Source organism: Alphaproteobacteria bacterium, assembly GCA_030739735.1.
GTDB lineage: Bacteria > Pseudomonadota > Alphaproteobacteria > UBA7887 > UBA7887 > UBA7887.
Window position 1 is genome coordinate 130,157 of the sequence record JASLYQ010000002.1, and the last position, 23,932, is coordinate 154,088.

21 protein-coding genes are annotated in these 23,932 nt (G+C 61.1%); 2 read left to right on the forward strand and 19 right to left on the reverse strand.

Annotated features, from left to right (window positions below; all coding sequences use genetic code 11):
- Positions 1 to 170: 170 nt before the first annotated feature.
- The 15 genes from QF629_01855 to QF629_01925 all read right to left on the reverse strand — a co-directional run bounded on the left by QF629_01855 (position 171) and on the right by QF629_01925 (position 14,426).
- Entirely contained in the window at positions 171 to 734 is a 564-nt protein-coding gene (locus QF629_01855; GenBank protein MDP6012279.1) for a 2-oxoacid:acceptor oxidoreductase family protein, read from the reverse strand.
- Positions 727 to 1,503, reverse strand: coding sequence for a thiamine pyrophosphate-dependent enzyme (locus tag QF629_01860; GenBank protein ID MDP6012280.1), 777 nt, complete (start codon positions 1,501 to 1,503; stop codon positions 727 to 729). The genes QF629_01855 and QF629_01860 overlap by 8 nt, the downstream gene beginning before the upstream one ends.
- Positions 1,504 to 1,556: 53 nt before the next feature.
- Positions 1,557 to 2,699 (reverse strand): 2-oxoacid:acceptor oxidoreductase subunit alpha, encoded by a 1,143-nt coding sequence (locus tag QF629_01865; GenBank protein MDP6012281.1) that lies wholly within the window; start codon positions 2,697 to 2,699, stop codon positions 1,557 to 1,559.
- Entirely contained in the window at positions 2,696 to 3,580 is an 885-nt protein-coding gene (locus QF629_01870; GenBank protein ID MDP6012282.1) for a 2-oxoacid:acceptor oxidoreductase family protein, read from the reverse strand. The genes QF629_01865 and QF629_01870 overlap by 4 nt, the downstream gene beginning before the upstream one ends.
- 3 nt (positions 3,581 to 3,583) lie before the next feature.
- On the reverse strand, positions 3,584 to 5,401 hold the full coding sequence (iorA, locus tag QF629_01875) for an indolepyruvate ferredoxin oxidoreductase subunit alpha (protein ID MDP6012283.1): 1,818 nt from the start codon (positions 5,399 to 5,401) through the stop codon (positions 3,584 to 3,586).
- A gap of 602 nt (positions 5,402 to 6,003) precedes the next feature.
- Positions 6,004 to 7,284, reverse strand: a complete 1,281-nt coding sequence (gene larA / locus QF629_01880; GenBank protein MDP6012284.1) for a nickel-dependent lactate racemase — start codon at positions 7,282 to 7,284, stop codon at positions 6,004 to 6,006.
- A complete protein-coding gene (gene larB, locus QF629_01885) occupies positions 7,274 to 7,942 on the reverse strand; it encodes a nickel pincer cofactor biosynthesis protein LarB (GenBank protein ID MDP6012285.1) in 669 nt (222 codons plus the stop codon). The genes larA and larB overlap by 11 nt, the downstream gene beginning before the upstream one ends.
- A complete protein-coding gene (locus QF629_01890; protein ID MDP6012286.1) occupies positions 7,939 to 8,736 on the reverse strand; it encodes an adenine nucleotide alpha hydrolase in 798 nt (265 codons plus the stop codon). Before QF629_01890 ends, larB begins: the two co-directional genes overlap by 4 nt.
- Positions 8,729 to 9,922: a LarC family nickel insertion protein gene (locus QF629_01895; GenBank protein ID MDP6012287.1), complete on the reverse strand. Its 1,194-nt coding sequence runs from the start codon at positions 9,920 to 9,922 to the stop codon at positions 8,729 to 8,731. The genes QF629_01890 and QF629_01895 overlap by 8 nt, the downstream gene beginning before the upstream one ends.
- Positions 9,922 to 10,896, reverse strand: a complete 975-nt coding sequence (gene dusA, locus QF629_01900) for a tRNA dihydrouridine(20/20a) synthase DusA (protein MDP6012288.1) — start codon at positions 10,894 to 10,896, stop codon at positions 9,922 to 9,924. The genes QF629_01895 and dusA overlap by 1 nt, the downstream gene beginning before the upstream one ends.
- On the reverse strand, positions 10,889 to 11,542 hold the full coding sequence (locus QF629_01905; protein ID MDP6012289.1) for an ATP-binding cassette domain-containing protein: 654 nt from the start codon (positions 11,540 to 11,542) through the stop codon (positions 10,889 to 10,891). The genes dusA and QF629_01905 overlap by 8 nt, the downstream gene beginning before the upstream one ends.
- Before the next feature lie 6 nt (positions 11,543 to 11,548).
- Positions 11,549 to 12,310: an ABC transporter ATP-binding protein gene (locus tag QF629_01910; GenBank protein ID MDP6012290.1), complete on the reverse strand. Its 762-nt coding sequence runs from the start codon at positions 12,308 to 12,310 to the stop codon at positions 11,549 to 11,551.
- A gap of 1 nt (position 12,311) precedes the next feature.
- Entirely contained in the window at positions 12,312 to 13,256 is a 945-nt protein-coding gene (locus tag QF629_01915) for a branched-chain amino acid ABC transporter permease (GenBank protein MDP6012291.1), read from the reverse strand.
- Entirely contained in the window at positions 13,253 to 14,149 is an 897-nt protein-coding gene (locus QF629_01920) for a branched-chain amino acid ABC transporter permease (GenBank protein ID MDP6012292.1), read from the reverse strand. The genes QF629_01915 and QF629_01920 overlap by 4 nt, the downstream gene beginning before the upstream one ends.
- Positions 14,150 to 14,207: 58 nt before the next feature.
- Positions 14,208 to 14,426 carry a biotin/lipoyl-containing protein gene (locus QF629_01925; protein ID MDP6012293.1) on the reverse strand — a complete coding sequence of 73 codons (219 nt, stop codon included), beginning with the start codon at positions 14,424 to 14,426 and terminating at the stop codon, positions 14,208 to 14,210.
- Between the two features lie 244 nt (positions 14,427 to 14,670).
- Here QF629_01925 and QF629_01930 point away from each other — a divergent pair, with 244 nt between their 5' ends.
- Positions 14,671 to 15,840: a beta-propeller fold lactonase family protein gene (locus QF629_01930; GenBank protein MDP6012294.1), complete on the forward strand. Its 1,170-nt coding sequence runs from the start codon at positions 14,671 to 14,673 to the stop codon at positions 15,838 to 15,840.
- Positions 15,841 to 16,070: 230 nt separating this feature from the next.
- Here the strand turns inward: QF629_01930 and gyrA are convergent, their stop codons facing one another.
- The 4 genes from gyrA to ssb all read right to left on the reverse strand — a co-directional run bounded on the left by gyrA (position 16,071) and on the right by ssb (position 20,986).
- The gene (gyrA, locus tag QF629_01935) at positions 16,071 to 18,746 is read right to left on the reverse strand and encodes a DNA gyrase subunit A (GenBank protein MDP6012295.1); all 2,676 of its coding nucleotides are present in this window, start codon (positions 18,744 to 18,746) and stop codon (positions 16,071 to 16,073) included.
- Positions 18,747 to 18,925: 179 nt separating this feature from the next.
- Positions 18,926 to 19,198 carry a hypothetical protein gene (locus QF629_01940; GenBank protein ID MDP6012296.1) on the reverse strand — a complete coding sequence of 91 codons (273 nt, stop codon included), beginning with the start codon at positions 19,196 to 19,198 and terminating at the stop codon, positions 18,926 to 18,928.
- A gap of 102 nt (positions 19,199 to 19,300) precedes the next feature.
- Positions 19,301 to 20,335, reverse strand: a complete 1,035-nt coding sequence (locus tag QF629_01945; GenBank protein ID MDP6012297.1) for a phytanoyl-CoA dioxygenase family protein — start codon at positions 20,333 to 20,335, stop codon at positions 19,301 to 19,303.
- 189 nt (positions 20,336 to 20,524) lie between these two features.
- Entirely contained in the window at positions 20,525 to 20,986 is a 462-nt protein-coding gene (gene ssb / locus QF629_01950) for a single-stranded DNA-binding protein (protein ID MDP6012298.1), read from the reverse strand.
- 61 nt (positions 20,987 to 21,047) lie between these two features.
- Between ssb and uvrA the strand changes: the two genes are divergently transcribed.
- On the forward strand, positions 21,048 to 23,906 hold the full coding sequence (gene uvrA, locus QF629_01955) for an excinuclease ABC subunit UvrA (GenBank protein ID MDP6012299.1): 2,859 nt from the start codon (positions 21,048 to 21,050) through the stop codon (positions 23,904 to 23,906).
- Positions 23,907 to 23,932 lie beyond the last annotated feature (26 nt).

Genomic DNA, 23,932 nt, shown 5'->3' on the forward strand with positions numbered 1-23,932 from the left:
CATTTTGAACTTGATGTTCGACTGCCTCTATGTGCCGTGCGAGCGCGAGATCTCCCGCACGGCGCTCAATGACGACAACGTGGCGAACTGACAAAAGGTCAGCGCAATGTATGTGAAACATATTATCGGCGCCGCGCACATGGTTAAAGGCTAGCCACCCTTATCCGGCACTACGCGCTCTTCACCTCCGCCGCCGATTTGGCGAGGTCGCGGCCGACCGCGAGCGTTTTCAGATTGATGTCCTGCAAGCGCCGCGGCATCTCCTGGCGGATCGCCTCGTCAAAGCGATCGCGTCCCCCCAGCGAAAGCAGCGCCGCCAGCGCGCCGAGCGCCACGATATTGGCACCGCGCGGATTGCCGAGATCGCGCGCCGTAGCGATCAGCGGCAGGCTGGTCAGAGCAATGCCGTCCGGCAGATCGTCGACGCGAGCGGAATCCGCGATCACCGCTGCCGAGGGCCGCAGCAATGGCAGCGACGGCACTACCGCGACCTGATCAAGCACCACCAGGGCATCGAGCCCGACCACCAACGGATAGTCGATGGCGTCGCTGTCGATCACCACGTCGGAGCGGCTGAGGCCACCGCGCGACGTCGGCTCGTAGTGCTGAGATTGCGCCACTTGACGACCGTCGAGCATAGCTACCGTGGCCAGAATACGGGCTGAGAGCTGCAACCCCTGCCCGCCAGAGCCGCCGAAGCGGACTTCGAGACGCCCTGCGATCGCCTCAGCCATTGACCCGAGCACAATGGGCACGCCAGGCGGCGCCATATTCGGGACGCGCGTTCCTGGCCACAACACCGGTGCGCAAGGCCGTCGGCCGAAAGGGCTGATCGACGATATTGGAATCGACCTCGGGCCGCATGCCAGCAACCTGGTTCATAACCATGGTTGCCGAGCTACCGAGGTCATTCTTGCGGCCGTAAATCTCGGTGCAATCGGAGATCACCTCGATGAAGGAGAAACCGTCGTGGCCGAGCGCATCGACGAAGAGGTCTTTCAACGCCGACACCTGACGCGTCAGCCCGCGCCCGACCAACCCCGCCCCTGCGGCCTCGGCTAGGGCGCAAGCATCGAAGCCCGGCTCCGGATTGCCGTGAGGGGTCGTCGTGGTATAGCGGCCCTCTCCCGTGGTCGGTGAGAGTTGACCACCGGTCATGCCGTAGACCTCGTTGTTAAGCATCATGCAGGTGATGTCGAGATTGCGCCGACAGGCATGGATCAGGTGATTGCCGCCGATGGCCAGACAATCACCGTCACCGGTGATGACGACCACGGTCAAATCGGGCCGTGCGAGCTTGAGTCCAGTAGCGAAGGCTAAAGGCCGACCATGGGTGACGTGGAAGGTGTTGGCGTCGATATAGGCGCCGAGACGGCCCGAGCAGCCGATACCGGAGACCACAGCCAAATTGTCTTTGTCCACCTCTCTCTCATGCAGCCCCCAGAGCAAGGCCCGCAGCGCAATACCGTGGCCGCAGCCAGGACAGAGAAAATGCGGCATCATCGACAGGCGCAGATAGTCCTGGATGTCGAAGGACGCGAGCTCGGCTTCGTCGATCACGACGGCCCTCCTTTCATCAAAGTTGCCAAGGCCTTTGTTATGGCTTGCGGCTCCACAGCCTCGCCGTCTAGGCGCTCTAGCCCGCACACGGTTGCGCCGTCAGGACACAGCCGCTCGATCTCGAGCCTGAGCTGGCCAGCATTCATTTCCGGCACCAGAACGGCGCGCACACCGCGCACGGCTGCGGCAAAGGCACGCTCGGGGAACGGCCATAGGGTGATGGGGCGAAACAGGCCGGCGCGAATGCCGTCCTCTCGTGCCTCGCGCACGGCACGTCGCGCCGCGCGGCCCACAATGCCGATAGCGACAACAAGCACCTCCGCGTCGTCCACCTCTTCGCAATCGACAGCCTCGATGGTCTCGGCGTGGTGTTCGAGCTTGTCAAGCAAGCGTCGGGTCGCGGCCTCGGCCTCCGCCGGCTCTTGGGTTGGAAAGCCGTCCTCACCATGGGTCAGGCCGGTGGTATGCGCACGATAGCCGTCGCTGGGCCGGGCCATCGCCGGGACCAAATCGTCGCCCGTGGCATAGGGCCGGTAGTCCTCAGGGCGGCCGCTCGCCCATACCCGATGCAGCACGGCCGCGTCTTCGGTCAGGGTCACGGATTCAAGTAGATGCCCCAGGATCTCGTCGTAGAGCAGCACCACGGGCACCCGCAGCTGCTCGGCCAACGCAAAAGCCCGGATCGTCTGGTCGTGGATCTCCTGCGCCGAGCCCGGCGCCAGCACGATGATAGGATGGTCGCCATGGGTGCCCCAGCGAGCCTGCATGATATCGCCCTGGGCAGGTCGCGTCGGCATGCCCGTGCTGGGACCGCCACGCATCACGTCGACCACCACACACGGCACCTCGGCGAGCGCCGCATAGCCGAGATTCTCCTGCTTGAGGGAGAAGCCGGGACCGCTAGTCGCGGTCATCGCCATCTCACCGCCCATCGAGGCACCGATCACCGCTGCCATCGAGGCAATTTCATCCTCCATCTGCACAAAAGTGCCGTTGACCTTCGGCAAAAGCGTGGCCATCTTCTCGGCAATCTCGGAGGACGGTGTGATCGGATAGCCGGCGAAGAAACGGCAACCTGCGGCGACGGCGCCGAAGGCACAGGCATGATTGCCCTGGATGCCGCGCAGACCGGGCTTCATGCTACCGCCTCAGCGACATAGGAATGTCGCACGGCTATGGCAAAATCGGGGCAGAGCCATTCGCAGAGGCGACAGCCAGTGCAAGCCTTCCGGTCGATCAACACCACCACTTGCTCTGAATTGAGCGCAAGGCAGCGCTCAGGGCAGATGCGCACGCAAATATCGCAGCCCTTGCACCATTCGGGAACGATCTCGATATCGAGCTTCTCGCCCGCTCCCGGCCTGGCTCGTGATATCATATCTGGCAATTTCGGCGCGGTTGGAGCCTCACCGTCGCGCCTACCTGACACCCAATCGCGGCCCTCATCAAAGGCGGCACGATTGACCTTGACGGTCTTAGGTGGCACGAAGCGCGAGAGGGTCCCGCGCCACTCGTCCTCGGAGAACGGCAGCTTGGTCGAGAGAGCGCCGAGCAGAACCGTATTAGCCGCGCGCTCGTTGCCAAGCTCGCGTGCCATGCCGCTAGCATCCAGCGCATAGCCTTCGGCAACCTGCTCGATCACTTCGGCAGGGGCGCCCTCGACATAGCTCGATGTAGCACCGACGCGGCGGTCACGACAGGAGAACGGTGGCACAATGCGCTTGGTGTCGGCGATCAACACACCATGCTCAGGCTCGAGATAGTCAAGCCAACGCAAGGCCTCAGCCCATTCGAGCGCGATCAGTAGATCAGCCTTGCCTTTGGGAATAGTTGGCGACCAGACCTGTTCGCCAAAGCGCACATGGCTGAACACGGCGCCGCCGCGCTTGGCCATACCGTGCACCTCGCTCTGCTTGACAGCGAGCCCACGCTCCTGGCACAGCGTCGCCAGGACCTTCGAAAGCATGATCACGCCCTGGCCGCCGACGCCGACGATGAGAACGTTGGTGGGCTCGGACATCACTCAGGCCGAGGCCGCAACCGTCGCCTCTGGGACGGTTATACAGCCACTGGTGCAGAGCTGAGCGCAGAGCGTACAGCCGATGCACATTTCCTCATCGATACACACCTTGTGATGGCCCTCAAATAAGGTATCGGACCAAGTAATAGCTGGGCATCCGATGTTCATGCAGGCCTGACAAGCGGTACAGTTCTCCTCCTTCACATTTAGTGCCGGACCCTTGATCTTAACCGGATCAAGCACGCACGGGCGATCAGCAATGACCACAGAGACACCCTCAAAAGCGATGGCATCGGCGCAAGTGCGCTGCACGTCTGACATGTCGTAGGGATCAACGTGGCGGACGAACTCGACGCCGAGCGCACGCACGATCTTCTCGTAATCAACCGCTGTCACTTCCTCTCCGGCCAGGGTGCGCCCGGTGCCGGGATGATCCTGGCCGCCGGTCATCGCCGTGATGTGATTATCCAGCAATAGCACGGTGATGTTGGCCTGGTTATAAATCGCGTCAATCAGCGGCGGGATACCGGAATGGAGGAAGGTCGAATCGCCGATGGTGGCGACAATCGGCTTTTCTTCTGTGCCCGACATGGCCATGCCTACCGCATTGCCTATCCCTGAGCCCATGGCAACAGTGGTGTCGATCGCCTGCAAAGGGTCGAGCGCCGCCAGCGTATAGCAGCCAATGTCGCCGGTGATGCGCGCACCGAGATTGCGCGCGGTGAAATAGGAGGTCATATGCGGGCAGCCAGCGCAGAGCACTGGCGGGCGGGCAAGCTCGGCCACAGCATCAAGTGCCAGGGGCGCGTCCTCGGCCGGGATCAAACCCGCCTCGGCCAGCGCGCCGCGCACGATCTCAGGCGACAGCTCGCCCGCGCGCGGTACGAAATCCTTACCTTCGATGACAATGCCCATAGCGCGGATCTCTGTCTCAAGTAGTGGCTCGAGTTCCTCGACCACGATCACGCGCGTGACCGAGTCACAGAACTTGCGCACGGTCTCACGGGCCAACGGATAGGACGCACCGAGCTTGAGCACGTGTGCGTCAGGCGCCACCTCTTTGACATAGGCATAGGCCGTGCTGTGGGTGATGATTCCGTAATCGGTGCTACCCTTCTCCCAGCGCGTCAACGGCGAGTCGTCGAAGTAACGCTCCAGCGCGGCCTCGCGCTCCAGCACCAGCGGATGGCGGCGACGGGCATGAGCCGGGATAATCACGTTTTTGACCGGATCGTCGACAAACTCGCCGCCGTCCTTCTCCACGCGTGGTTGCAGCGACACGGTGCTGCGCGTGTGCGACAGTCTCGTCGTCGAGCGCAGGATCACCGGCGTGTCGAATTCCTCACTGATCTCGAAGGCAAGCGCGGTGAAGATGCGCGCTTCCTCCGCATCGGACGGCTCCAACACCGGCACCTGGGCAAACCGGGCGAAGAGCCGCGTGTCCTGCTCGTTCTGTGAAGAGTGGATGCCCGGATCGTCCGCTACCGCCAGCACCAGCCCGCCGTTGACACCGATATACGTCTGCGACATCAGCGCATCGGCAGCAACGTTGAGTCCCACATGCTTCATCGCCGAGAGCGCGCGTACGCCTGAGAACGAAGCGCCGATGGCGACATCGACCGCGACCTTCTCGTTAGTCGACCATTGCGCATGCACATCGTCGCGCGGATATTCTGCCAGGGCTTCAAGAATCTCGGTGCTCGGCGTACCGGGATAGGCCGCGGCGACGCGCACCCCACCTTCCCAGGCACCGCGCGCAATGGCTTCGTTTCCCGACAATGGCGCGGCACCCTCGTTCGGTAGCGCTGCTGCGTCCGGCACTGTCTTCTTTGTGTTTCCGCCCAAAACTTACCCTCTCACTCCGTCACATTATGTCTTCCTGCAACAAAGAAATTGTCCGCCGGAAGCGCGGTGCGGCCTTGATCTGGATCAAAGTTCGCCCCAGCAGGACGGAACGCCACCCTCCGGAAAGTATGTTTTCGAAGTGTGTCACATTTTTACAATGTTTTACCAGAAATGTATCACTTCTGGCAAAGGCAACATACTACACTGGGCTGTCACTGTCATCGGGCTGCCCGCTATAGTCATACTGTGGGCGGTAAGGACATACCAAACCTCGTCGCCATATCTTCCTCCTCAGCACTTACAGCGACTGGAATGCTGACTGGATAGAACCGGGGATGCAGACGTCAGCGCCAAAGGGTCGGTGGTTCGAATTCCCCTTCAAATCAGACGACGGTCACGGTGCACGGTGTCTGGTCGTTCTCGAATAGCGCCCCATTGCATCGCTGAGAGCCATGCAACCCTCTGCATTTTTCGCGTAGAATCAACGACACTAAGCGACCGCGATAATCACAGAACACAGCACCTTATCTACCCCTTTTATCCAATATTAGCTTGTCCACCCGTTTCTCCATTTCAGGTTAGCAAGCATATTGCGGGATCACGTACGGCCCCTCCGGCACGAAAGCGACGTGGGGATCGCCCGTAGCCCCAACGCTTTCGGCAATAGCATCTTCGACCGAATAGATCATCTCAACGCCGGTCAGGGCGCGATCCTCACCGGTCAGGCCACTCGCATAAAGGCGCACGCGCCCGGCACGCATGGGCTTAAGCTGCTTTTCCGTTTGCCACTCGTCGACGGCAGCCTGGCGCTTGGCGAGCAGCGAGTCGAGAAACCCGTCCGGTCCCAACGCTAACAGGCGGCTTTGGGCATCGACGAATTCTTCCGAGCCCATGCCTTTGGCGCATTCGGATACAACAATCAAGGTGCCACCCAGTTCCAGAATGCCGAGCGGTCCGACCATGCCTTTGACGGTCTGATAGTAGGTGCTATCCAGCGGATAGCCGGCGCTGCTAGTCACGACAGTCCGGTAGCGGCGTGGAACCTTCAACTCCACGAAAGGGCGGGTGAACGCGACCGCCTGAAGGTGGCTTTCGACGACTTCACCGAAATTAACAAAGGATAGACGGCGGGCATCGTCGATCACCGCATTGACCGCCAGGACGCCGCCGACCATGCCGACGATTTCCAACTGATCCTGGTGCAGAGGGTTGCCCTCGAGAACGCCGTTGTCCGCGTTGGGATCTTCCATATAGCGTGCGCTGTGGAGGGTGGTGATGGTTTCAGCGTGAGCGATGCCAGGTGCGATCACTTTTCTGCCGCCGGAATAGCCAGCCATGAAATGGGGTTCAACAAGGCCTGTGACGATCCGGAGGTCGGCCTCCACGAAGCGCTTGTCGAGTCGCACCACATTGCCGCGGCTGGTATTGCCGACATGCACGTGCGCCGCATCATCTCTGGCAAAATGATTAACTACGCTAACAGTCTCGAGAACCCAGTCGTCACCGACGACGCGGCGCAGCTCCTCGCCCTCGTTTGGGGGATGCAGACCCGTTGCCACCAATACCGTGATCGCCTCCGGCGCCAAGTCGGCGTCGAGCAAGGTACGGATCAATGGCGGCAGAATGACTCCATTGGGGACCGGGCGCGTAACGTCACAAATCAAGATACAGGCGCTGCCTGCGCCTTGTGCCCGCAAGTGCAGAGGCGGTGCGCCAACCGGCCCAGCCAACGCCTTACCGACTGCGGTCAATGCATCTGGGAGCACAGGCATCTGTTGCTTTTCAAGGACGTCTGTCTGCCAGCCGGCATCGATTTCGACCGGCAGGGTGCCCTCGCCGTACAGTAACTCAACGTGCATCGATCGCCCTTAATATCCGCAGGGCGGCACAGGCCGCGCCATAGCCGTTGTCGATATTGACGGTGACAATGCCGGGGCTACAGCTTGTCAGTGAGGCCCGCAACGCAGTCTCACCTTCGTTTGCGACACCATAGCCTGTCGAGGTCGGCACGGCGACCACCACGCCTGGAACGAGACCACCAAGCACACTAACCAACGCCGCGTCCATACCGGCCACGGCAATGAGCACAGACATTTCACGCAGGCGGTCAACCTTGTCGAGTAGGCGCCAGAGTCCGGCCACACCGACATCAAAGACGAGTTCGCAGGACTCGCCAGAAAACGCTAGCGTGCGCGCCGCTTCGTAGCCCGGCCCAGCATCGGAGGTTCCGGCCGTTACTACCGCAACACGGCTTGCCCCTTTAGTCGGCACCTGCTCGCCGAAGACTGCCGTGCGCGATAGCGCATGATAATCGAGGGCATCCGCGTGATGTCCGGGCAGCGCCGCAAACCCCGCTTCATCGAGCCGCGTCAACAGCAGCGTGCGTCTATCCGCCGTCGCCTCATCGAGAATGTGCGCGATCTGTGCCGTGCTCTTGCCTGTGCAGAACACCGCCTCCGCCAGGCCGATGCGCGCGTGGCGATCCTTGTCGAACTCGACCTCGTGGGCGCCGCTCATGTGTCCTTCGGATGCAAGAAGGCACTGCCCATACGATAGGGCTCGAAACGCACGGGCAGCCGCGGTGCGGCGGGCCGCATGATGCTGGTAACCGCATCGCCGAGAGAGGCACAGTCGCCGAGCCGCGCCAGGCTGTCACCGTCGAGCTCGATCACCACCGCGTCGTTGCGCACCCGACAGCGCACAGTGCGCGACTGCAATTGCCGCCTGACAAACCGTTCTGCGGCGTCCACGGCCGTCAGCATATCGGCCTCGATGCGGATGCCCGTCTCGATGCGGCTCGATAGGCACGGCGAGGCCGGTAGCTCGACCACGTCATCAAGCCCGAGCGCCGCCGCAATATCGCGCACAACTGATTTGGAGATGCCGGCCTCGACGAAGGGATGGCGCACTTGGCGCTCGGCCGCCGCATCGAGGCCCGGGCGGTAGTCACCAAGATCGTCGATGTTGGCACCGGACACCACCGTGCGATCCGTGTGCCGGGCAATGCTGTCGTAAAGGCTTGTCTTACACCAATAACAGCGATTGACCGGATTGGCGAGATAGCGCTCGTCGTCGAACTCGCCGGCATCGACCACATGCAGGTCCCAGCCGTCACGGGTGGCGCGAGCGTGCACGCGCTCGGTTGCCACGGGCGGCACCGCAGGTGAGGTGGCGTGGAACATCTGGACAGCAACAGGTGACCGGCGGTGGGCGAAGGCGGCCAGGGTCATGCTGTCGACCCCACCGCTCACCGCCACTGCCACTGCCAAGGGCCCGATATCGTCTAGCACCGCAGCCAGCGCGTCATGCATCGTCATCACTTTCGCCCCGCACCTCCAAGGCCCATTTCTCGATCTGTCTTCGCAACCGCTCCCTTTGCGCCCGATCGCCGACATCGGCCAAATCCGCCATTTCGGCCTTGGCCGTCTGTTTGCCGTCGGGTCTTGCAACGATCTTAGCGCGAAAGGAGCCGCCTTCGCCGTCCATGACCGTTTCCCGGCGCGACAGCAGCACTCGGTTCTGTATCGTCCAGCGCAGGCCTATTGTTGCGGTTTCCGAAAAGCACGCAGCGGCTACCGCCTCGCGGGTCTCGGGCGGCGCCAGCACCTGTATGCGCGCGGCAAGACGCCCGCCCTTGCCGATGAAATCGCTCTGGGTGACATCCAGCACAGCATCGAGCGCCCGCAGACGGTCGAGGGCCAAAGCTAGATCCTCGGGGCTCTGGTCGTCCACATCGAAAGCAATCACAGCAACCTGATCGGCATCGCGCCGTGTTACCGATTCATAAAGCTGCGCCCGCAAAATGTTGCTACGTCCTTCGAGGGTCGCGGTGCCGAAGCCGTTGCCAACCGCGAGCAGCCGGCGGGGTGTCGGATCCGACGCTGCCTGGCTCGGCGCCAGATGCTTCAGGATCGCTGCCCCTGTCGGGGTAATGCGCTCGCCGTCGACGCCATCGTCAACAAGCGTCATATCACGCAACAAAATCAGTGTTGCCGGCGCCGGCACGGGAAACGTGCCGTGGGCGATGCGGACCATGCCGCGACCACGCGGCAGGGCACCACAACTCCAGCTCTGCACGCCCAGAGCCTCGATCAGCGCCGCAGAGACAGAAAGATCGACAATGGTGTCCAAGCCGCCGAGCTCGTGAAATTTGACCTCGTCGGCAACAATGCCATGGACCTCGGCTTCGGCCTCGGCCAGCAATGCCAATATGGCAAGCGCACGCTCACGTACGGTCGCCGACAGATCAGCCACCATTAAGGATTCGCGCACTTCTCTGACAACTGTCGAATGAGGCGGATCCGGACAGCTGACGCGAAAGCGTCTTCCGACCAACCTACCGTCATCATGAGCCAGAATGTTGGCCTCTACGGCGGGTAATTGTAGTGCTGCAACTGTTGTATCAACCAGAGACTTAAGGTCCGATCTGGCATCAACTATGGCAGCAACGAACATATCGCCTGCGACACCGCCCACGGCATCGAGATGGATGTGCATCAGGCAGCGTCGCGCAGAATGGGTCCCAAGGCATCACGAACCACCTCGGGACCGGCACCGCTGCAATGCGCATTTTCGCTCAAATGACGCCGCCAGGCGCGGCCGCCACGACAGCCCCGAAATAGACCCAGCATGTGCCGCGTGATACTGGCAAGCGGCACTCCCTCGGCGCACTGGCGCGTGATATACGGCAGCATGCTCTCGGCCACCGTATCGCGGCTCGCAACCGGGCTGGCATCGCCATAGATCCGCCCGTCCACCTCGGCCAGCAGATAGGGATTCTCGTATGCTGCACGGCCGAGCATGACGCCGTCGACAAGAGCGAGACGCGCAGCGGCCTCATCGAGCGTGGCGATACCACCATTGATGATGATCTCGAGCGCAGGAAAATCCCGCTTGAGCCGATAGACCCGCTCGTAGTTCAACGGTGGCACTTCGCGGTTTTGCTTCGGACAAAGGCCGCTGAGGATTGCCGAACGAGAATGGATGATGAAACTCCGCGCGCCCGCCTCGGCCACAGTGCCCACAAAATCGTCCAGAAATGCCACATCTGTGCGCTCGTCAACGCCAATGCGTGTCTTGACCGTGACCGGCAGCCCGCAACCTTCGATCATGGCCGAAACACAACGCGCCACCACCTCGGGCTCGGCCATCAAACATACCCCAATCTTGCGCTGCCGGACCCGGTTGCTGGGACAGCCGATATTGAGATTGATTTCGTCATAGCCCCAGGCCTCGGCAATAGCGGCGCAGCGCGCTAGGATCGCTGGGTTGTTTCCGCCCAGCTGCAAGGCAAGCGGATGCTCGCTGACGTCGAAGTCAAGCAGCCGCGCGCGATCGCCGTGAATCACGGCATCAGTCGTCACCATCTCGCTGTAGAGCACCGCACGCCGGCTGATGCGGCGCAGGAAATAGCGGTTATGGCGATCGGTCCGCGCCATCATGGGTGCCACGCAAAAGCGGCGGTCAAGCATCGCCCCTAGCCTCTACCCGGCCGCGCTCAATGATGTAGGCAGTGTCGATAAGATCCTCGGAGTGGGTCGAGTCCGATTCGGAGAGCAGGACTGACAGCCCCTGCTCCTTCAGCCCCAAAAGTACTTCGGCGAGGCGGCCAGCAAGCGCCGGCGCCACGCCCTCGAAAGGCTCGTCGAGGAGCACGAGCTTGGTGGCCGTCATCAAGGCTCGCGCCAGCGCCGCCAGCTTCTGCTGGCCACCAGAGAGTTGCATGGCGCGGCGCACAGCCAAATGCTCGACTTCCGGCATCAAGGCATAGATTCTGGCGATGCGATCCTCAGCATCATCAATACGGGTGGCCCAGGCAGGAACCAATATGTTTTCACGCACCGTAAGCTCCGGAACCAGGCGCCGATTCTCGGGCATGTAGCCGATACCGAGGCCGGCGCGCGCATGCGCAGGCATGGCGCCGAGATCACCACCATCGAAGGCTATGCTGCCGCCGCTGCGCGGGATCAACCCCATGACCGAACGCATGAACGTGGTCTTGCCAGCACCGTTGCGGCCCATCAGGGCGGTCAGGCTACCGGGTGCGACGTCGAGCGACACACCGTCGAGAATGGTCGCAGCGGCAATGCGGACATGCAGATCGCTGACGCTCAACATCGCTACCTACCGTCGCCTATGCAACTCGGAGCCAACAACATAGTTGCGCACGTCCGCATCGGCGAGCACTGTTTCGGGTGGCCCGTCGGCAATCACGCGACCGTCGTAGAACGCCAGAACCCGCTTGGCATAGCTCTCCACCACCTCCATATCGTGCTCAACAAAGAGGAGCGTCATGCCCTCACATTCCAGCGCTGCCATAATGGTATCCATCATGGCGCTCTTTTCATCAGCGCTGACGCCGCTGGTCGGCTCGTCAAGCAGCAACAGACTAGTCTCGCCGGCCATGGCCATGGCGATGTCGAGCAGCTTGCGCACGCCCTGAGGTAGCTTGCCAACAATCTGATCGCGATATTCGTCGATGGAGAACCGCGTCAGGACACCATCCGCCGAGGCAACGATGTCGGCGCCATAGAGCGGTCGCCAGCCACTGGGTCGGTCCGTGACAGCGATTCCGAGCGCGATCATCATATTGTCGAGCACGTTGAGTTTCGGAAATATCTGCGGAATCTGGAACGAGCGGTGGATGCCGAGACGCGTCACATGGCGCGGGCTGAGGTGGGTGATATCACGCCCGTCATGGCGAATGACGCCGGTGTCGGGCTTGAGGTATCCCGTGACCATGTTGACGAACGTGGTCTTACCGGCACCATTGGCGCCGATCACGCCAAGACGCTCACCGGCATCGACGGTGACCGAAACATCGTCGGCCGCGACCACCGCGCCAAAGCGCTTGTTGAGACCTTCTGTCGCCAGCACCGCCGCCATCTCAGGAGCGCTCCTTGGGCAGCCGAAAAATCGACCACAGGCCGCCCGGCAGAAACAGAATCACCAGCAACAATGTGCCGCCGAGCAACATCTGCCAGAAGTTCGGGGCGTACTGGAGCGCGTAGGTGCGCACTAGTTCGAAGATCAACGCGCCCACAAACGGCGCCGCGACGCTGCCGGTACCACTGAGGATGGCGACGAAAACAAATTCACCAGACTTGGTCCAATAGACAAAGTCCTCGGGCGTAACGTGACCGATAAGAAGCGCGGTCAAAACGCCACCGAGCCCAGATAACATCGCCGCCAACACATACTTGATATGGATAGCCCGGCGCACGGAGATGCCGAGATATTCGACGCGCACCTCGTTCTCACGGATAGCTTCGCCGATATAGCCCATGGTGGACGAGAGATAGCGATGCGCAGCAAAAGCGCAAAGAAACGCAAACACGCATATCAAGCCATACAGCTCAAAGGTAAGCCGCTGTCCGCTACCCGGCTGGTAGGTGAAATAGCTCGGCCGCCCAACACTGAAGCCGTCGGTACTGCCCAGCTCGGCGCTGTTAACCAGCAGCCCGAACAAAATCATGGATAAGGCCAGACTGAGCATGGCAAAAAATATTGCCCGGTAGCGTGCCATCAGAAAGCCAAGCATGAATGCGATCACACCGGAAATAGTAACGCCGATGATAGACAGAACAAAAATATCACTGATACCCATGAAAGTGTAAGACATCGCCGCCGCGTAGGCTCCGATGCCGTAATAGAGTGCCTGGCCGAACGAGACCAGCCCAGCGCGCATCTGCACCATCAGGCCCAGCACGACCAAGCCCGTCGCTAGCGACAAGGCGACCATGTTTACGGCCCAACCCGGCAGCACCAGATAGCCCGCAAGCAGGGTGACCAGCGCCACGACCATACCGAAGACGGTGAAATCGCGTGTCATATCTTGCGCGTCTCGACGCGCCCAAACAGCCCTTGCGGGCGTATAATTAGGACCAGAGCCATGACGCCATAGACGATGAAAAGCTCGAGCTCAGGCATGTACTTGACCGCCAGCACGCGGCCAAACCCGACAAAAAGCGCGCCGAGCGCCGCGCCCTCGATGCTACCCAAGCCGCCGATCACCACCACGGCAAAGGCGAGCACTATGATCTCGACTCCAATACCCGGCACTACTGACAGCATGGGCGCTGTGACCGCGCCGCCGAGTGCACCGAGCATGGCGCCAACCACGAACGTGACAGTGAAGACGCGCGTGACATTGACACCTAGGGCCCGGGCAAGCTCACGATCGAAGATCACGACGTGCAACAGCTTGCCCGGGCGCGTGCGGTTGATGCCGAACCAGACACCAAGCCCGACGACGGCAGCCAGACCCATCAACCCGAAGTCATAAGTAAAGAACGAGATGTCACCGATATCAACGAAGCCCGGAAGGTCACGCGGTTGCCAAGGCATGTAGGACTGCACGCCGAAGACCAGCTTCGTAACGTCTTCGAGAATCAGAAAGGCGGCGTAGGTCACAAGGACGATCACGATTTCGTCGCGCCCGTACATCCACTGTAAAAGACCGCGTTCCAGCACTAAACCCATGACCAGGCCGACCACGACAGCGGCAAGTAGCAACAGCACATAAGTGCCGATGACCGGATAGTCCGCATTCATGTATTCGCCCACCGCCCATGCCGAGGTGAAGGCACCGAGCGCATAAAGGCTACCATGGGCGACATTGAGGATGTTCATCACCCCGTAAATCAGGGTGAGCCCCACCGCGACCAGAAAGAGGTACGAGGCATAGGTCGTGCCGTCGACCAGAATGGGAGCAAGGTCGCTCATTTGTCTCCGCCGGGGTTCCCTACGATAAGAGGGCGTGGTTTAGCGCATATGCTTACGCTCAAGCAATCTCGACGGCGAGAACGCCTTCCTCCACGCCTTCCGCCCCTTCCGTCAGATGGACCGCACTGACCGTACCATCGACCGGCGCCTCATGAGGCACCTCGGTTTTCATAACTTCGAGAATGAACAACACATCGCCGGTCTTAACGTTATCTCCCGCCGCCACCAGCACTTTCCAGACATTGCCCGGCACATCCGTGTGAACCTGAGATGCCATTAGCCTCTCCCCCATCGCTGCCGCAACCAGGCGATGACCGATGCCAAACAGCCAATGCGATAGCGCATCACCAGGCCGGGCGCCATGCCTTTGCGCCAATCTCGTCCATCTTACCCATGCCGCAACCTAGAGCCTTATCGGGCCAGATGGAACCGATTTGGCCGCAAAGGCTGTAGGCAACCTTTGCGCATCGCGCCCGATTCGGCCATGGTTCAGGGTGACGTTTCTTGAGGGAGGATCCGCAATGCGCCATTGTCATGTCATCGTGCCCGCGCTTGCCGCCTTGGCAGCGCTGTCCCAGCCCGTACTCGCCGATCTGATGTTGGCCGGCGGCGACAGCAAAGTGAGCTTCAGCGAAACCGGTGCGGTATTTGGCCCCCCCGGCAACGACGTGGTCTCGGTCATCGATATCGGCGGCGATCCCGCCAACCCGCGCATTATTGCCGATCTGCCGTTGATGAACTCGGTCTTCGGGCCACCCACAAATCTCGCCATCACGCCCGATGAAAGCCTGGCTTTGATCGCCAACGCCATGGACTGGACCCAGGATTATAGTGGCTGGAAGCCCTCACCTCACAACCAGATTCATATCGTCGACTTGACCCTCGATCCACCACAGGCGATCGAAACCCTGACGGTCGGCCGCCAACCCTCGGGCCTCGCCATCAGCCGCAACGGCAAGATCGCCTTGGTCGCTTATCGCGCCGACGACGCCATCGGCGTCTTAGAGATCGACGGCAAGTCGGTACGCCTCGTGCAGACTTTGGAGATGGGCGAGCAGGTGGCGGCGGTGGCCATCACGCCGGCAGGCGACCGGGCGCTGGTAGCCAAGTTTCCCGGCCACAAGATCGCCGTGCTCGAAATCGAGAACGGCCGGATAAGCTACGACCCGACACTCGATATGCCGGTCGGACAATGGCCCTACAACATCAAGATCAGCCCGGATGGCAGCTTCGCACTGAGCGCCGATAACGGAAATGGCGGGCGTTCTGACGGCCACATCGACACGGTCAGCGTCATCGATCTGGAAGCCACACCACCGCGCGTGATCGACAGAGTGGTAGTTGGCGACGCGCCTGAGGGCTTAGCCATCAGCCCGACCGGCGAGATCGCCGTTGCCATTTTACTGCGCGGTAGCGCCGGCGTCGCGCACGATAGCTGGTACTACAACCGTAACGGCAGCGTCGTGGTTCTCGCCATCGACGACAAGACCCTAACCCGGGTCGCCGAGATCGAGGTAGAGGGCCTGCCGGAGGGTGTCGTCTTTAGTCCCGATGGCAGCTACCTCTATGTCGGAAATTTTGTTGACAGCACAATCTCCGTCCTCAAGGTCGACGGCACCAAAGTCACGAATACCGGCCACACCTTGGCGCTGCCTGCGCCGCCGGGCTCTATGGGCAGCAGCCTGCCTTAAGGCTCAGGCATAGTCAGGGTTCACACTACATAGTAGGCCGATCATGAGTTCGGCCTGATACCCAGAAGACATTCGGAAACCTGACGTAGCGCAGAATATTCAGAAACATAGCAAAAGCCTGTCGAGGCAGTCTTTTGTCGCCTTATCCGACCGGGCGAAAACAACAGTGTTATCTGATATTGTGGCGAACGCCGCGCTAGGACTTTGTATGTATCCTACCGCAAAGTCCCCTAATCAGGGTTGCCGTCCTCATCCTCATCCCCATCCAGTACCGACTCGTCCAGCCGGCTCACGGAGACCACGCGCTCGCCTTCTGCCGTCTTAAAAAGCGTTACGCCCTGGGTGTTGCGGCCGGCTATGCGAATGTCTGCGACGGGGCAGCGGATGAGCTGGCCACCGTCGGTGACTAGTAGGATTTGGTCTTCGTCACCAACCGGGAAGGAGGCCACAACCTCACCGTTGCGGTCAGAGGTCTCGATGTTGATGATGCCTTGGCCACCGCGCCCGGCGATGCGGTATTCGTAGGCCGAACTGCGTTTACCGTAGCCATTCTCGGTAACCGTCAAAATGAACTGCTCGCCGGCGGCGAGTTCGTCGTAGGCCGGCTCGTGGGGCGGCACTTCGTCGTCGCCGCGGCGCACAGCCATGGCGTGACGCAGATAGGCGTCGCGGAAGGCAGTACTGTCAGCCTCGGCATGGTCGAGGATCGACATGGAAATAACCCGGTCATTGTCCTTCAAACGGATGCCGCGCACACCCGTCGAGCTGCGCCCGGCGAAGACACGCACATCGGTGACTGAGAAACGGATGCACTTGCCGCTGGCCGCCGCCAGCAGCACGTCATCGTCCTCACCGCAGGGCTGCACGCCGATCAACTCGCCCTTGTCCTCGAGCTTCATGGCAATCTTGCCGTTGGCCATAATGTTGGTGAAGTCGGACAACGCATTGCGCCTGACGGTACCTTGCGAAGTGGAAAACATCACGTGGAGCGCGCCCCAGCTCTCCTCGTTTTCAGGTAAAGGCATCATGGTGGCGATAGTTTCGCCCTCGGCCAGTGGCAACAGGTTAACCAGCGACCGGCCACGCGCCTGCGGTGTGCCGAGCGGCAGGCGGTAGACTTTGCGCGAATGGGCCATGCCGCGGCTGGTGAAGAACAGCATCGGCGTGTGAGTGTTAGCGACGAAGATACGCGAGACAAAATCCTCCTCACGCGTCGCCATGCCGGAACGCCCCTTGCCGCCGCGGCGCTGGGCGCGATAGGTGGAAAGCGGTACGCGCTTGACGTAGCCTTTGTGAGTAAGCGTCACGACCATGTCTTCACGCTGGATTAGATCCTCGATATCGTGCTCGAACTCGGCATCCTGGATGGTCGTGCGACGCGGGCTATCGCCGAATTGCTCGGCCACATCGCGTAATTCTCCCCGCAGGATATCGAGCACGCGGGTGCGCGAACGCAAGACATCGAGATAGTCGACGATACGGGCCGTCACATCCTCGAGGTCCTTGGCGATCTTCTCGCGCTCGAGCCCAGTCAAACGTTGTAAGCGAAGGTCGAGTATTGCCTTGGTCTGGATCGCAGAAAGGCGATAATTGCCGTCCCCATCGACAGCGTGGCCAGGTTCGTCGATGAGGGCAATCACCGGTGCCACGTCCTGGGCCGGCCAAGCCCGATCCATGAGACCTCTGCGTGCCGCATCCGCATCGGCAGCGTTGCGGATGACGGCAATGATGTCGTCGATATTAGCGACCGCGACCGCCAGGCCGGCGAGGATATGGGCGCGCTCGCGGGCCCGTCTTAGCTCGTACTTGGTGCGCCGGGTGATCACCTCCTCGCGAAAAGCAAGAAAGGCTTCCAGCATGCGCTTGAGGGTGAGTTGCTGCGGCCTACCGCCGTCAAGCGCCAGGGCGTTGACACCAAAGCTCGTTTGCAGCGGCGTATAACGATAAAGCTGGCTCAGCACGACCTCGAAATTAGCATTGCGCTTCAGCTCAACAACGACACGTACGCCGTCACGGTCGGATTCGTCACGCAGATCCGAAATACCTTCGATGCGCTTATCGCGCACCGCCTCCGCGACCTGCTCCACCAAGCGCGATTTGTTGACCTGATAGGGGATTTCGGTAATGACGATAGTGCGCTCGTCATTCTCCTCCGTCACGCGCCCGCGCATGACCACCGAGCCGCGCCCGGTGTGGTAGGCCGCGTGAATACCCGCCCTGCCCATAATCAGCCCACCGGTCGGGAAATCGGGACCCGGCACGATCTCCATCAGGGCCTCGATGGTCATCTCCGGGTCGTCGATCAGTGCCAAGGCCGCCGCCACGACCTCGCCCAGATTGTGGGGCGGCACGTTGGTGGCCATGCCGACGGCGATGCCGCCGGCGCCGTTGACCAGCAAATTGGGAAAACGTGCCGGCAACACCGTTGGCTCGTGCTCCGACTCGTCGTAATTGGCTTGAAAGTCAACCGTGTCCTTATCGAGATCATCCAGCAGCGCCGTGGCCGAGCGCGCCAAACGCGCCTCGGTATAACGCATGGCGGCAGGCCGGTCGCCGTCCATGGAACCGAAATTGCCCTGACCATCGATCAGCGGCAGGCGCATGGAAAAATCCTGCGCCATCCGCACCATGGCATCGTAGATAGCAGTGTCCCCGTGCGGGTGGTACTTGCCCATTACGTCGCCGACCACACGGGCCGACTTACGATAGGGGCGGTTCCACTGATAGCCGTTTTCCTCCATGGAAAAGAGGATGCGGCGGTGCACCGGCTTGAGGCCATCACGCACATCTGGAAGCGCACGACTAACGATCACACTCATGGCATAATCAAGGTAGGAGCGCTTCATCTCCTCCTCGATCGACACTGGCGCTACGCCGCGCGGTCGGACTTCGCTGGTATCTGTCAAAGCTGCCTTCGGCTAAATCCAGGTGAGATCGGGGTGACCCGCACAATGTCTATGAAGGTTACCAGATATTGCGGTGCCAGTGTGGAGAAACCCACAAAATATGAGCGAAAAAGGACAGTCGGCCGCATCCCTTCATAGCCCGTCTGGGACCTAGTGGAAAGCCCCGCTTTTTGACTTCGCTAGCGATCGATATTCGGGGTCGCCGAGAGCATTTTGCGACTGACGGAGCGGGCCCGCCAGACCTCGTCCGACAAAAGCGCGAACGCATTGCTGGCCAAGACCTCCGACGAGAGCAAGCTGTGGAAGTCGTTCAGGCCCGTTGCCGCGGTGAAAGATTCTGCGGCCACCCTGTTCAGACAAAGGTAGCGCCAAGGTACCGGCCCTGACGGTTTGCCGGCACAATACTCGAAGCCTTCCATGTCCCCGGCCCAGGGTAGGTGCTTGTGGATCATGGCGAATTAGATCACCGCATCGGCGCCGATCGATGACGGAGAGTCCCTCACGCCACGGCGGTGTTCTCACCAAGGTGACATGCACGATCTCTAAGCCCTCCATTACACCGCCACGCTGTCGAGCTTTCCGATAAGCTGGCTCGCCTTGTCGCGCTTCGCGGCATCGGGGTCCCGTTGGACGATACGCTGCAACGCCGCGCGAGCTTCGCCATCACCGCGCTCAGCCATCTCAAATGCAATACTGTCGCGGCGCTCATAATACTGCCTGTCAAACGGGACAATACGGGGCGTCGCATCCCACCAGTAATATTGCGGAACATCTCCCGACCAGCCCTCGTAGATATTCTCCCAGGTTCCCATTCCGGCGTAGGGCGACAGAGACAGCTCCGTGACGGGATCACTTGCGCGTTGGAAGCGCATATCGATGGATTGGCGCAGGTTGTCCGATAGGTTTGGCAGCGCACGATGAACGCTGAGGCTGTGAAAGATTAGCACATCACCCAACGCAAAATCTTCAGCATGCCAGGTTCCCTCCAGGGGATCAGACACAATCATGCCGCCGGCGCCGTTGGAAACGGCAAAGTCATGCACTCCCTGCTTGTGCGAGCTGCGCGCGACCGACAAGGCACCCCGGCTCATGGGGCAGTCGTCGAGGGGAACCCAGGCGGTATAGGTCTCGGGTGTTCCCTGGATGTGCACATAGTCTTGGTGCGGTGGCGTGGTGAATTCGGCACGCTTGGGAAAGACGATGCGCGGGATAACCAACGGATGCGCCAGCACCGCCCCGCCCAATATCCGCTCGAACAGATCGATCAGCGCCGATTGGTGGGGCAAGGCATGTAGGGCCTCAAAACGATAGAGCCGCCGCAATACAGCGACGAATGCGTCATCGGGATCGACGCAGGCGGCCTCTGGCCTGGCCGCAGCGTCGTCCGATGGCTGGTCCTCACGCAGCCAGCCGGCCTCAGCAATCACGTTGAGGCACTTGCGACGCAACGCCGCAAGCGGTTCCACCGACAGCAAGCCACGCAAGAACAGATAGCCGTCGGCGTGTAGACGCTCGCGCAGCGTTTCGCCGTCCTCGCAGATCGCTGTGGAATCCGCGAACGACCTTAGCCCGGCCTTATCAAATTCCATCGCTTTTCCATCACGGCGGTGAGCGCCTGGCCGGGGACGATTTGCCGGAAGAGCCGTCGGTGCCTTTTAGGGTATTTGGAGTGCGCTCGTAGCGCCAGGGCTTGCCATACACAACGATTCTCCAACTTCTGTTGCTCTTCCTGCCGCCATCGAGCGAGAAGAAGACACGGTGACGATACCGGACGCCGCCTAGAAGGGAATATCGTCGTCGAAGTCGCCACCGCTCGGGGCCGAGCCATCTCTTCCGCCGCCATAACCGCCACTAGCGACCTCGCCCGCCATGTCACCACCACCACCTTCGCCCCGGCTATCGAGCATTTGTAACTCACCGCGGAAGCGCTGTAGCACGACCTCGGTCGAGTACTTGTCGTTGCCCGACTGATCCTGCCACTTGCGGGTCTGCAACTGGCCTTCGATATAGACCTTCGACCCTTTGTGGAGATATTTCTCTGCCACATCGAGCAGGTGCTCGTTGAAGATCACCACGCGATGCCACTCGGTGCGCTCTTGGCGCTGGCCATCCTTACCCTTCCACGACTCGCTGGTAGCAACGCTCAGATTAGCGACACGGCCGCCGTTCTGCATCGTGCGAGTTTCCGGATCCCGCCCCAGATTGCCGACCAAGATCACCTTGTTGACGCTTCCCGCCATTGCACTCCCCGTAGAGCTGTCGTTGTCCGTAACGAGTATACCCTTATACTTCGGTCTGGCCATGCACACTGACATATCCATACGCGGCGCCCGCGAGCATAACCTCAAATCCATTGACGTAGATCTGCCGCGCAACTCTCTCGTCGTGATCACGGGCCTCTCGGGCTCGGGCAAATCCTCGCTCGCCTTCGACACTATCTATGCCGAAGGCCAGCGGCGCTATGTCGAGAGCCTGTCGGCCTATGCTCGACAATTCCTTGAGCTGATGGAAAAGCCGGATGTTGATTCGATCGACGGCTTGTCGCCGGCCATCGCTATCGACCAGAAGACGACCTCTCGCAACCCGCGCTCCACAGTGGGCACGGTGACTGAGATCTACGACTACATGCGCCTGCTCTGGGCGCGAATCGGCATCCCCTATTCGCCAGCCACCGGTCTGCCCATCGAGAGCCAGAGCGTAAGCCAGATGGTCGACGGCATCGTGGCCATGGCTGACGGCACGCGACTGTATTTGCTGGCGCCCGCGGTGCGTGGGCGCAAGGGCGAGTACCGTAAGGAGATCGCAGAGCTGATGAGGCGCGGCTTCCAGCGGCTCAAGGTTGACGGTGAGATTTACGAGATAGACGACGTGCCGAAGCTCGACAAGAAGCGCAAGCACGATATCGAGGTGGTGGTGGATCGGCTGGTGGTGCGCGAGGGCATGGGCAACCGGCTCGCGGATTCCATCGAGACCGCGCTCGCACTCTCCGACGGCCTCGCCATTGCCGAAGACGCCGATAACGGCGAACGCACCACCTTCTCGGCGCGCTTCGCCTGCCCAGTCTCGGGCTTCACCATAGACGAAATTGAGCCGCGACTATTTTCCTTCAACAATCCCTTCGGCGCCTGCCCCGCTTGCGGCGGCCTCGGCACGCACACCTATTTCGATGCCGAGTTAGTCGTACCGGACGACAGCCTGTCTCTACGCGAGGGTACAATTGCGCCTTGGGCAAATGCCTCGACGCAATATTACCAGCAAAGTTTGGAGAGCTTAGCCAAGCACTATAAATTCAAATTTAACAAGCCTTTCAAGGAACTACCTGAAAAAATTCAAAAAGCAATTCTCTATGGCTCCGATGGTGCCGACGTGGTCATGACCTATGACGACGGCCTGCGCAACTACACGACAGAGCGCCCCTTCGAAGGCGTCATCCCCAATCTCGAGCGACGCTTCCGCGATACTGAAAACGCCTGGCTGCGGGAAGAGCTAGCCCGCTTCCAAAGCGAGGCACCGTGCGAGGCTTGCGCCGGTTACCGCCTCAAACCCGCGGCACTTGCCGTGAAGATCGGCGGCTGCCATATCGGCGAGATTACCGAGCGCTCCATCGGCGCCATCGCAAGCTGGTTCGCCGAGCTCGAATCTACCCTCAGCGAAAACCAGCGCGAGATTGCCCACCGGGTGCTCAAGGAGATCACGCTCAGGCTCGGCTTCCTGGTCGATGTTGGGCTCGATTATCTTACTTTGTCGCGCAACTCAGGAACCTTGTCGGGCGGCGAAAGCCAACGCATCCGCCTCGCCTCGCAGATCGGCTCCGGGCTGACGGGCGTACTCTACGTGCTCGACGAGCCTTCGATCGGGTTGCATCAGCGCGACAATGCGCGGCTGCTGTCAACGCTAGAGAACCTGCGCGACCTCGGCAATACGGTTATCGTGGTCGAGCACGACGAAGATGCGATCCGCGCCGCCGACCATGTCATCGACATGGGCCCCGGCGCGGGCGAGCACGGCGGCCAGATAGTGGCCGCAGGCACGCCCGGCGACATTCTCGCCGACAGCGCCAGCCTCACCGGACAATACTTGTCCGGGCGGCGCAAGATTCCCGTGCCCGGACAGCGCCGCGAAAGCGCCAGGGAAATCACCATCATCGGCGCCTGCGAGAACAACCTACAGGATATCACGGTCTCGATCCCACTCGGCACGCTGACCTGCGTCACCGGTGTCTCGGGCAGCGGCAAGTCGAGCCTCATCGTCGACACGCTATATCCCGCCCTCGCCCGCCGCATCAGCCGCGCCCGTCTTCATCCCGGCGCACACGAGACCATCGAAGGCATGGCCTACCTAGACAAGGTGGTCGATATCGACCAATCGCCCATTGGACGCACACCACGCTCCAACCCGGCCACCTATACGGGCTGCTTCACGCCCATCCGGGATTGGTTCGCCGGCCTGCCCGCAGCCAAGGCGCGCGGGTACAAGCCCGGCCGCTTTTCGTTCAACGTTAAGGGCGGGCGCTGCGAGGCCTGCCAGGGCGACGGCGTCATCAAGATCGAGATGCACTTTCTGCCAGACGTCTACGTCACCTGCGACACCTGTCACGGCGCCCGCTATAACCGCGAAACGCTTGAAGTTCTGTACCGTGACAAGTCCATCGCCGGCGTGCTCGACATGACCGTCGAAGAAGCGGCCGATTTCTTCGGCGCCGTACCCACCATCCGCGGTAAGCTGGAGACTTTGAAGCGCGTAGGCCTCGGCTACATTCGGGTTGGCCAGCCGGCGACAACGCTCTCAGGCGGTGAGGCGCAGCGCGTGAAACTCGCCAAGGAACTTTCCCGCCGGGCTACGGGCAAGACACTCTACATCCTCGACGAGCCCACTACGGGCCTCCATTCTGAGGACATCCGCAAGCTGCTGGAAGTACTCCAGGCCCTGGTCGAGACAGGCAATACGGTGGTGGTGATCGAGCATAACCTGGAGGTCATCAAGACCGCCGACTGGATCATCGATCTCGGGCCCGACGGCGGCGACGGTGGCGGCTGTGTGGTCGCCGAAGGCACGCCGGAAGAGGTGGCCGCTAACCAAGAAAGCTATACCGGCAAATACCTGGCCCGTCCGTTGGGCCTAAAGCGCCGCAACGGGCGCAAACGAAAGAAAGCGTCATAAGGAAATCAATGTGACCCCACCGACCG

Excerpts from the sequence above, each read along its gene's own strand:
- QF629_01910 (MDP6012290.1), bottom strand. The coding sequence starts at position 12,310 with ATGGCGGCGGTGCTGGCGACAGAAGGTCTCAACAAGCGCTTTGGCGCG.
- QF629_01930 (MDP6012294.1), top strand. The coding sequence starts at position 14,671 with ATGCGCCATTGTCATGTCATCGTGCCCGCGCTTGCCGCCTTGGCAGCG.
- larA (MDP6012284.1), bottom strand. The coding sequence starts at position 7,284 with ATGCACGTTGAGTTACTGTACGGCGAGGGCACCCTGCCGGTCGAAATC.
- QF629_01890 (MDP6012286.1), bottom strand. The coding sequence starts at position 8,736 with ATGCATGACGCGCTGGCTGCGGTGCTAGACGATATCGGGCCCTTGGCA.
- QF629_01920 (MDP6012292.1), bottom strand. The coding sequence starts at position 14,149 with ATGAGCGACCTTGCTCCCATTCTGGTCGACGGCACGACCTATGCCTCG.
- QF629_01945 (MDP6012297.1), bottom strand. The coding sequence starts at position 20,335 with ATGGAATTTGATAAGGCCGGGCTAAGGTCGTTCGCGGATTCCACAGCG.
- QF629_01855 (MDP6012279.1), bottom strand. The coding sequence starts at position 734 with ATGGCTGAGGCGATCGCAGGGCGTCTCGAAGTCCGCTTCGGCGGCTCT.
- ssb (MDP6012298.1), bottom strand. The coding sequence starts at position 20,986 with ATGGCGGGAAGCGTCAACAAGGTGATCTTGGTCGGCAATCTGGGGCGG.
- QF629_01905 (MDP6012289.1), bottom strand. The coding sequence starts at position 11,542 with ATGTTGAGCGTCAGCGATCTGCATGTCCGCATTGCCGCTGCGACCATT.
- uvrA (MDP6012299.1), top strand. The coding sequence starts at position 21,048 with ATGCACACTGACATATCCATACGCGGCGCCCGCGAGCATAACCTCAAA.
- larB (MDP6012285.1), bottom strand. The coding sequence starts at position 7,942 with ATGAGCGGCGCCCACGAGGTCGAGTTCGACAAGGATCGCCACGCGCGC.
- QF629_01940 (MDP6012296.1), bottom strand. The coding sequence starts at position 19,198 with ATGATCCACAAGCACCTACCCTGGGCCGGGGACATGGAAGGCTTCGAG.
- QF629_01895 (MDP6012287.1), bottom strand. The coding sequence starts at position 9,922 with ATGCACATCCATCTCGATGCCGTGGGCGGTGTCGCAGGCGATATGTTC.
- QF629_01865 (MDP6012281.1), bottom strand. The coding sequence starts at position 2,699 with ATGAAGCCCGGTCTGCGCGGCATCCAGGGCAATCATGCCTGTGCCTTC.
- QF629_01870 (MDP6012282.1), bottom strand. The coding sequence starts at position 3,580 with ATGTCCGAGCCCACCAACGTTCTCATCGTCGGCGTCGGCGGCCAGGGC.
- QF629_01925 (MDP6012293.1), bottom strand. The coding sequence starts at position 14,426 with ATGGCATCTCAGGTTCACACGGATGTGCCGGGCAATGTCTGGAAAGTG.
- dusA (MDP6012288.1), bottom strand. The coding sequence starts at position 10,896 with ATGCTTGACCGCCGCTTTTGCGTGGCACCCATGATGGCGCGGACCGAT.
- QF629_01860 (MDP6012280.1), bottom strand. The coding sequence starts at position 1,503 with ATGATGCCGCATTTTCTCTGTCCTGGCTGCGGCCACGGTATTGCGCTG.
- QF629_01915 (MDP6012291.1), bottom strand. The coding sequence starts at position 13,256 with ATGACACGCGATTTCACCGTCTTCGGTATGGTCGTGGCGCTGGTCACC.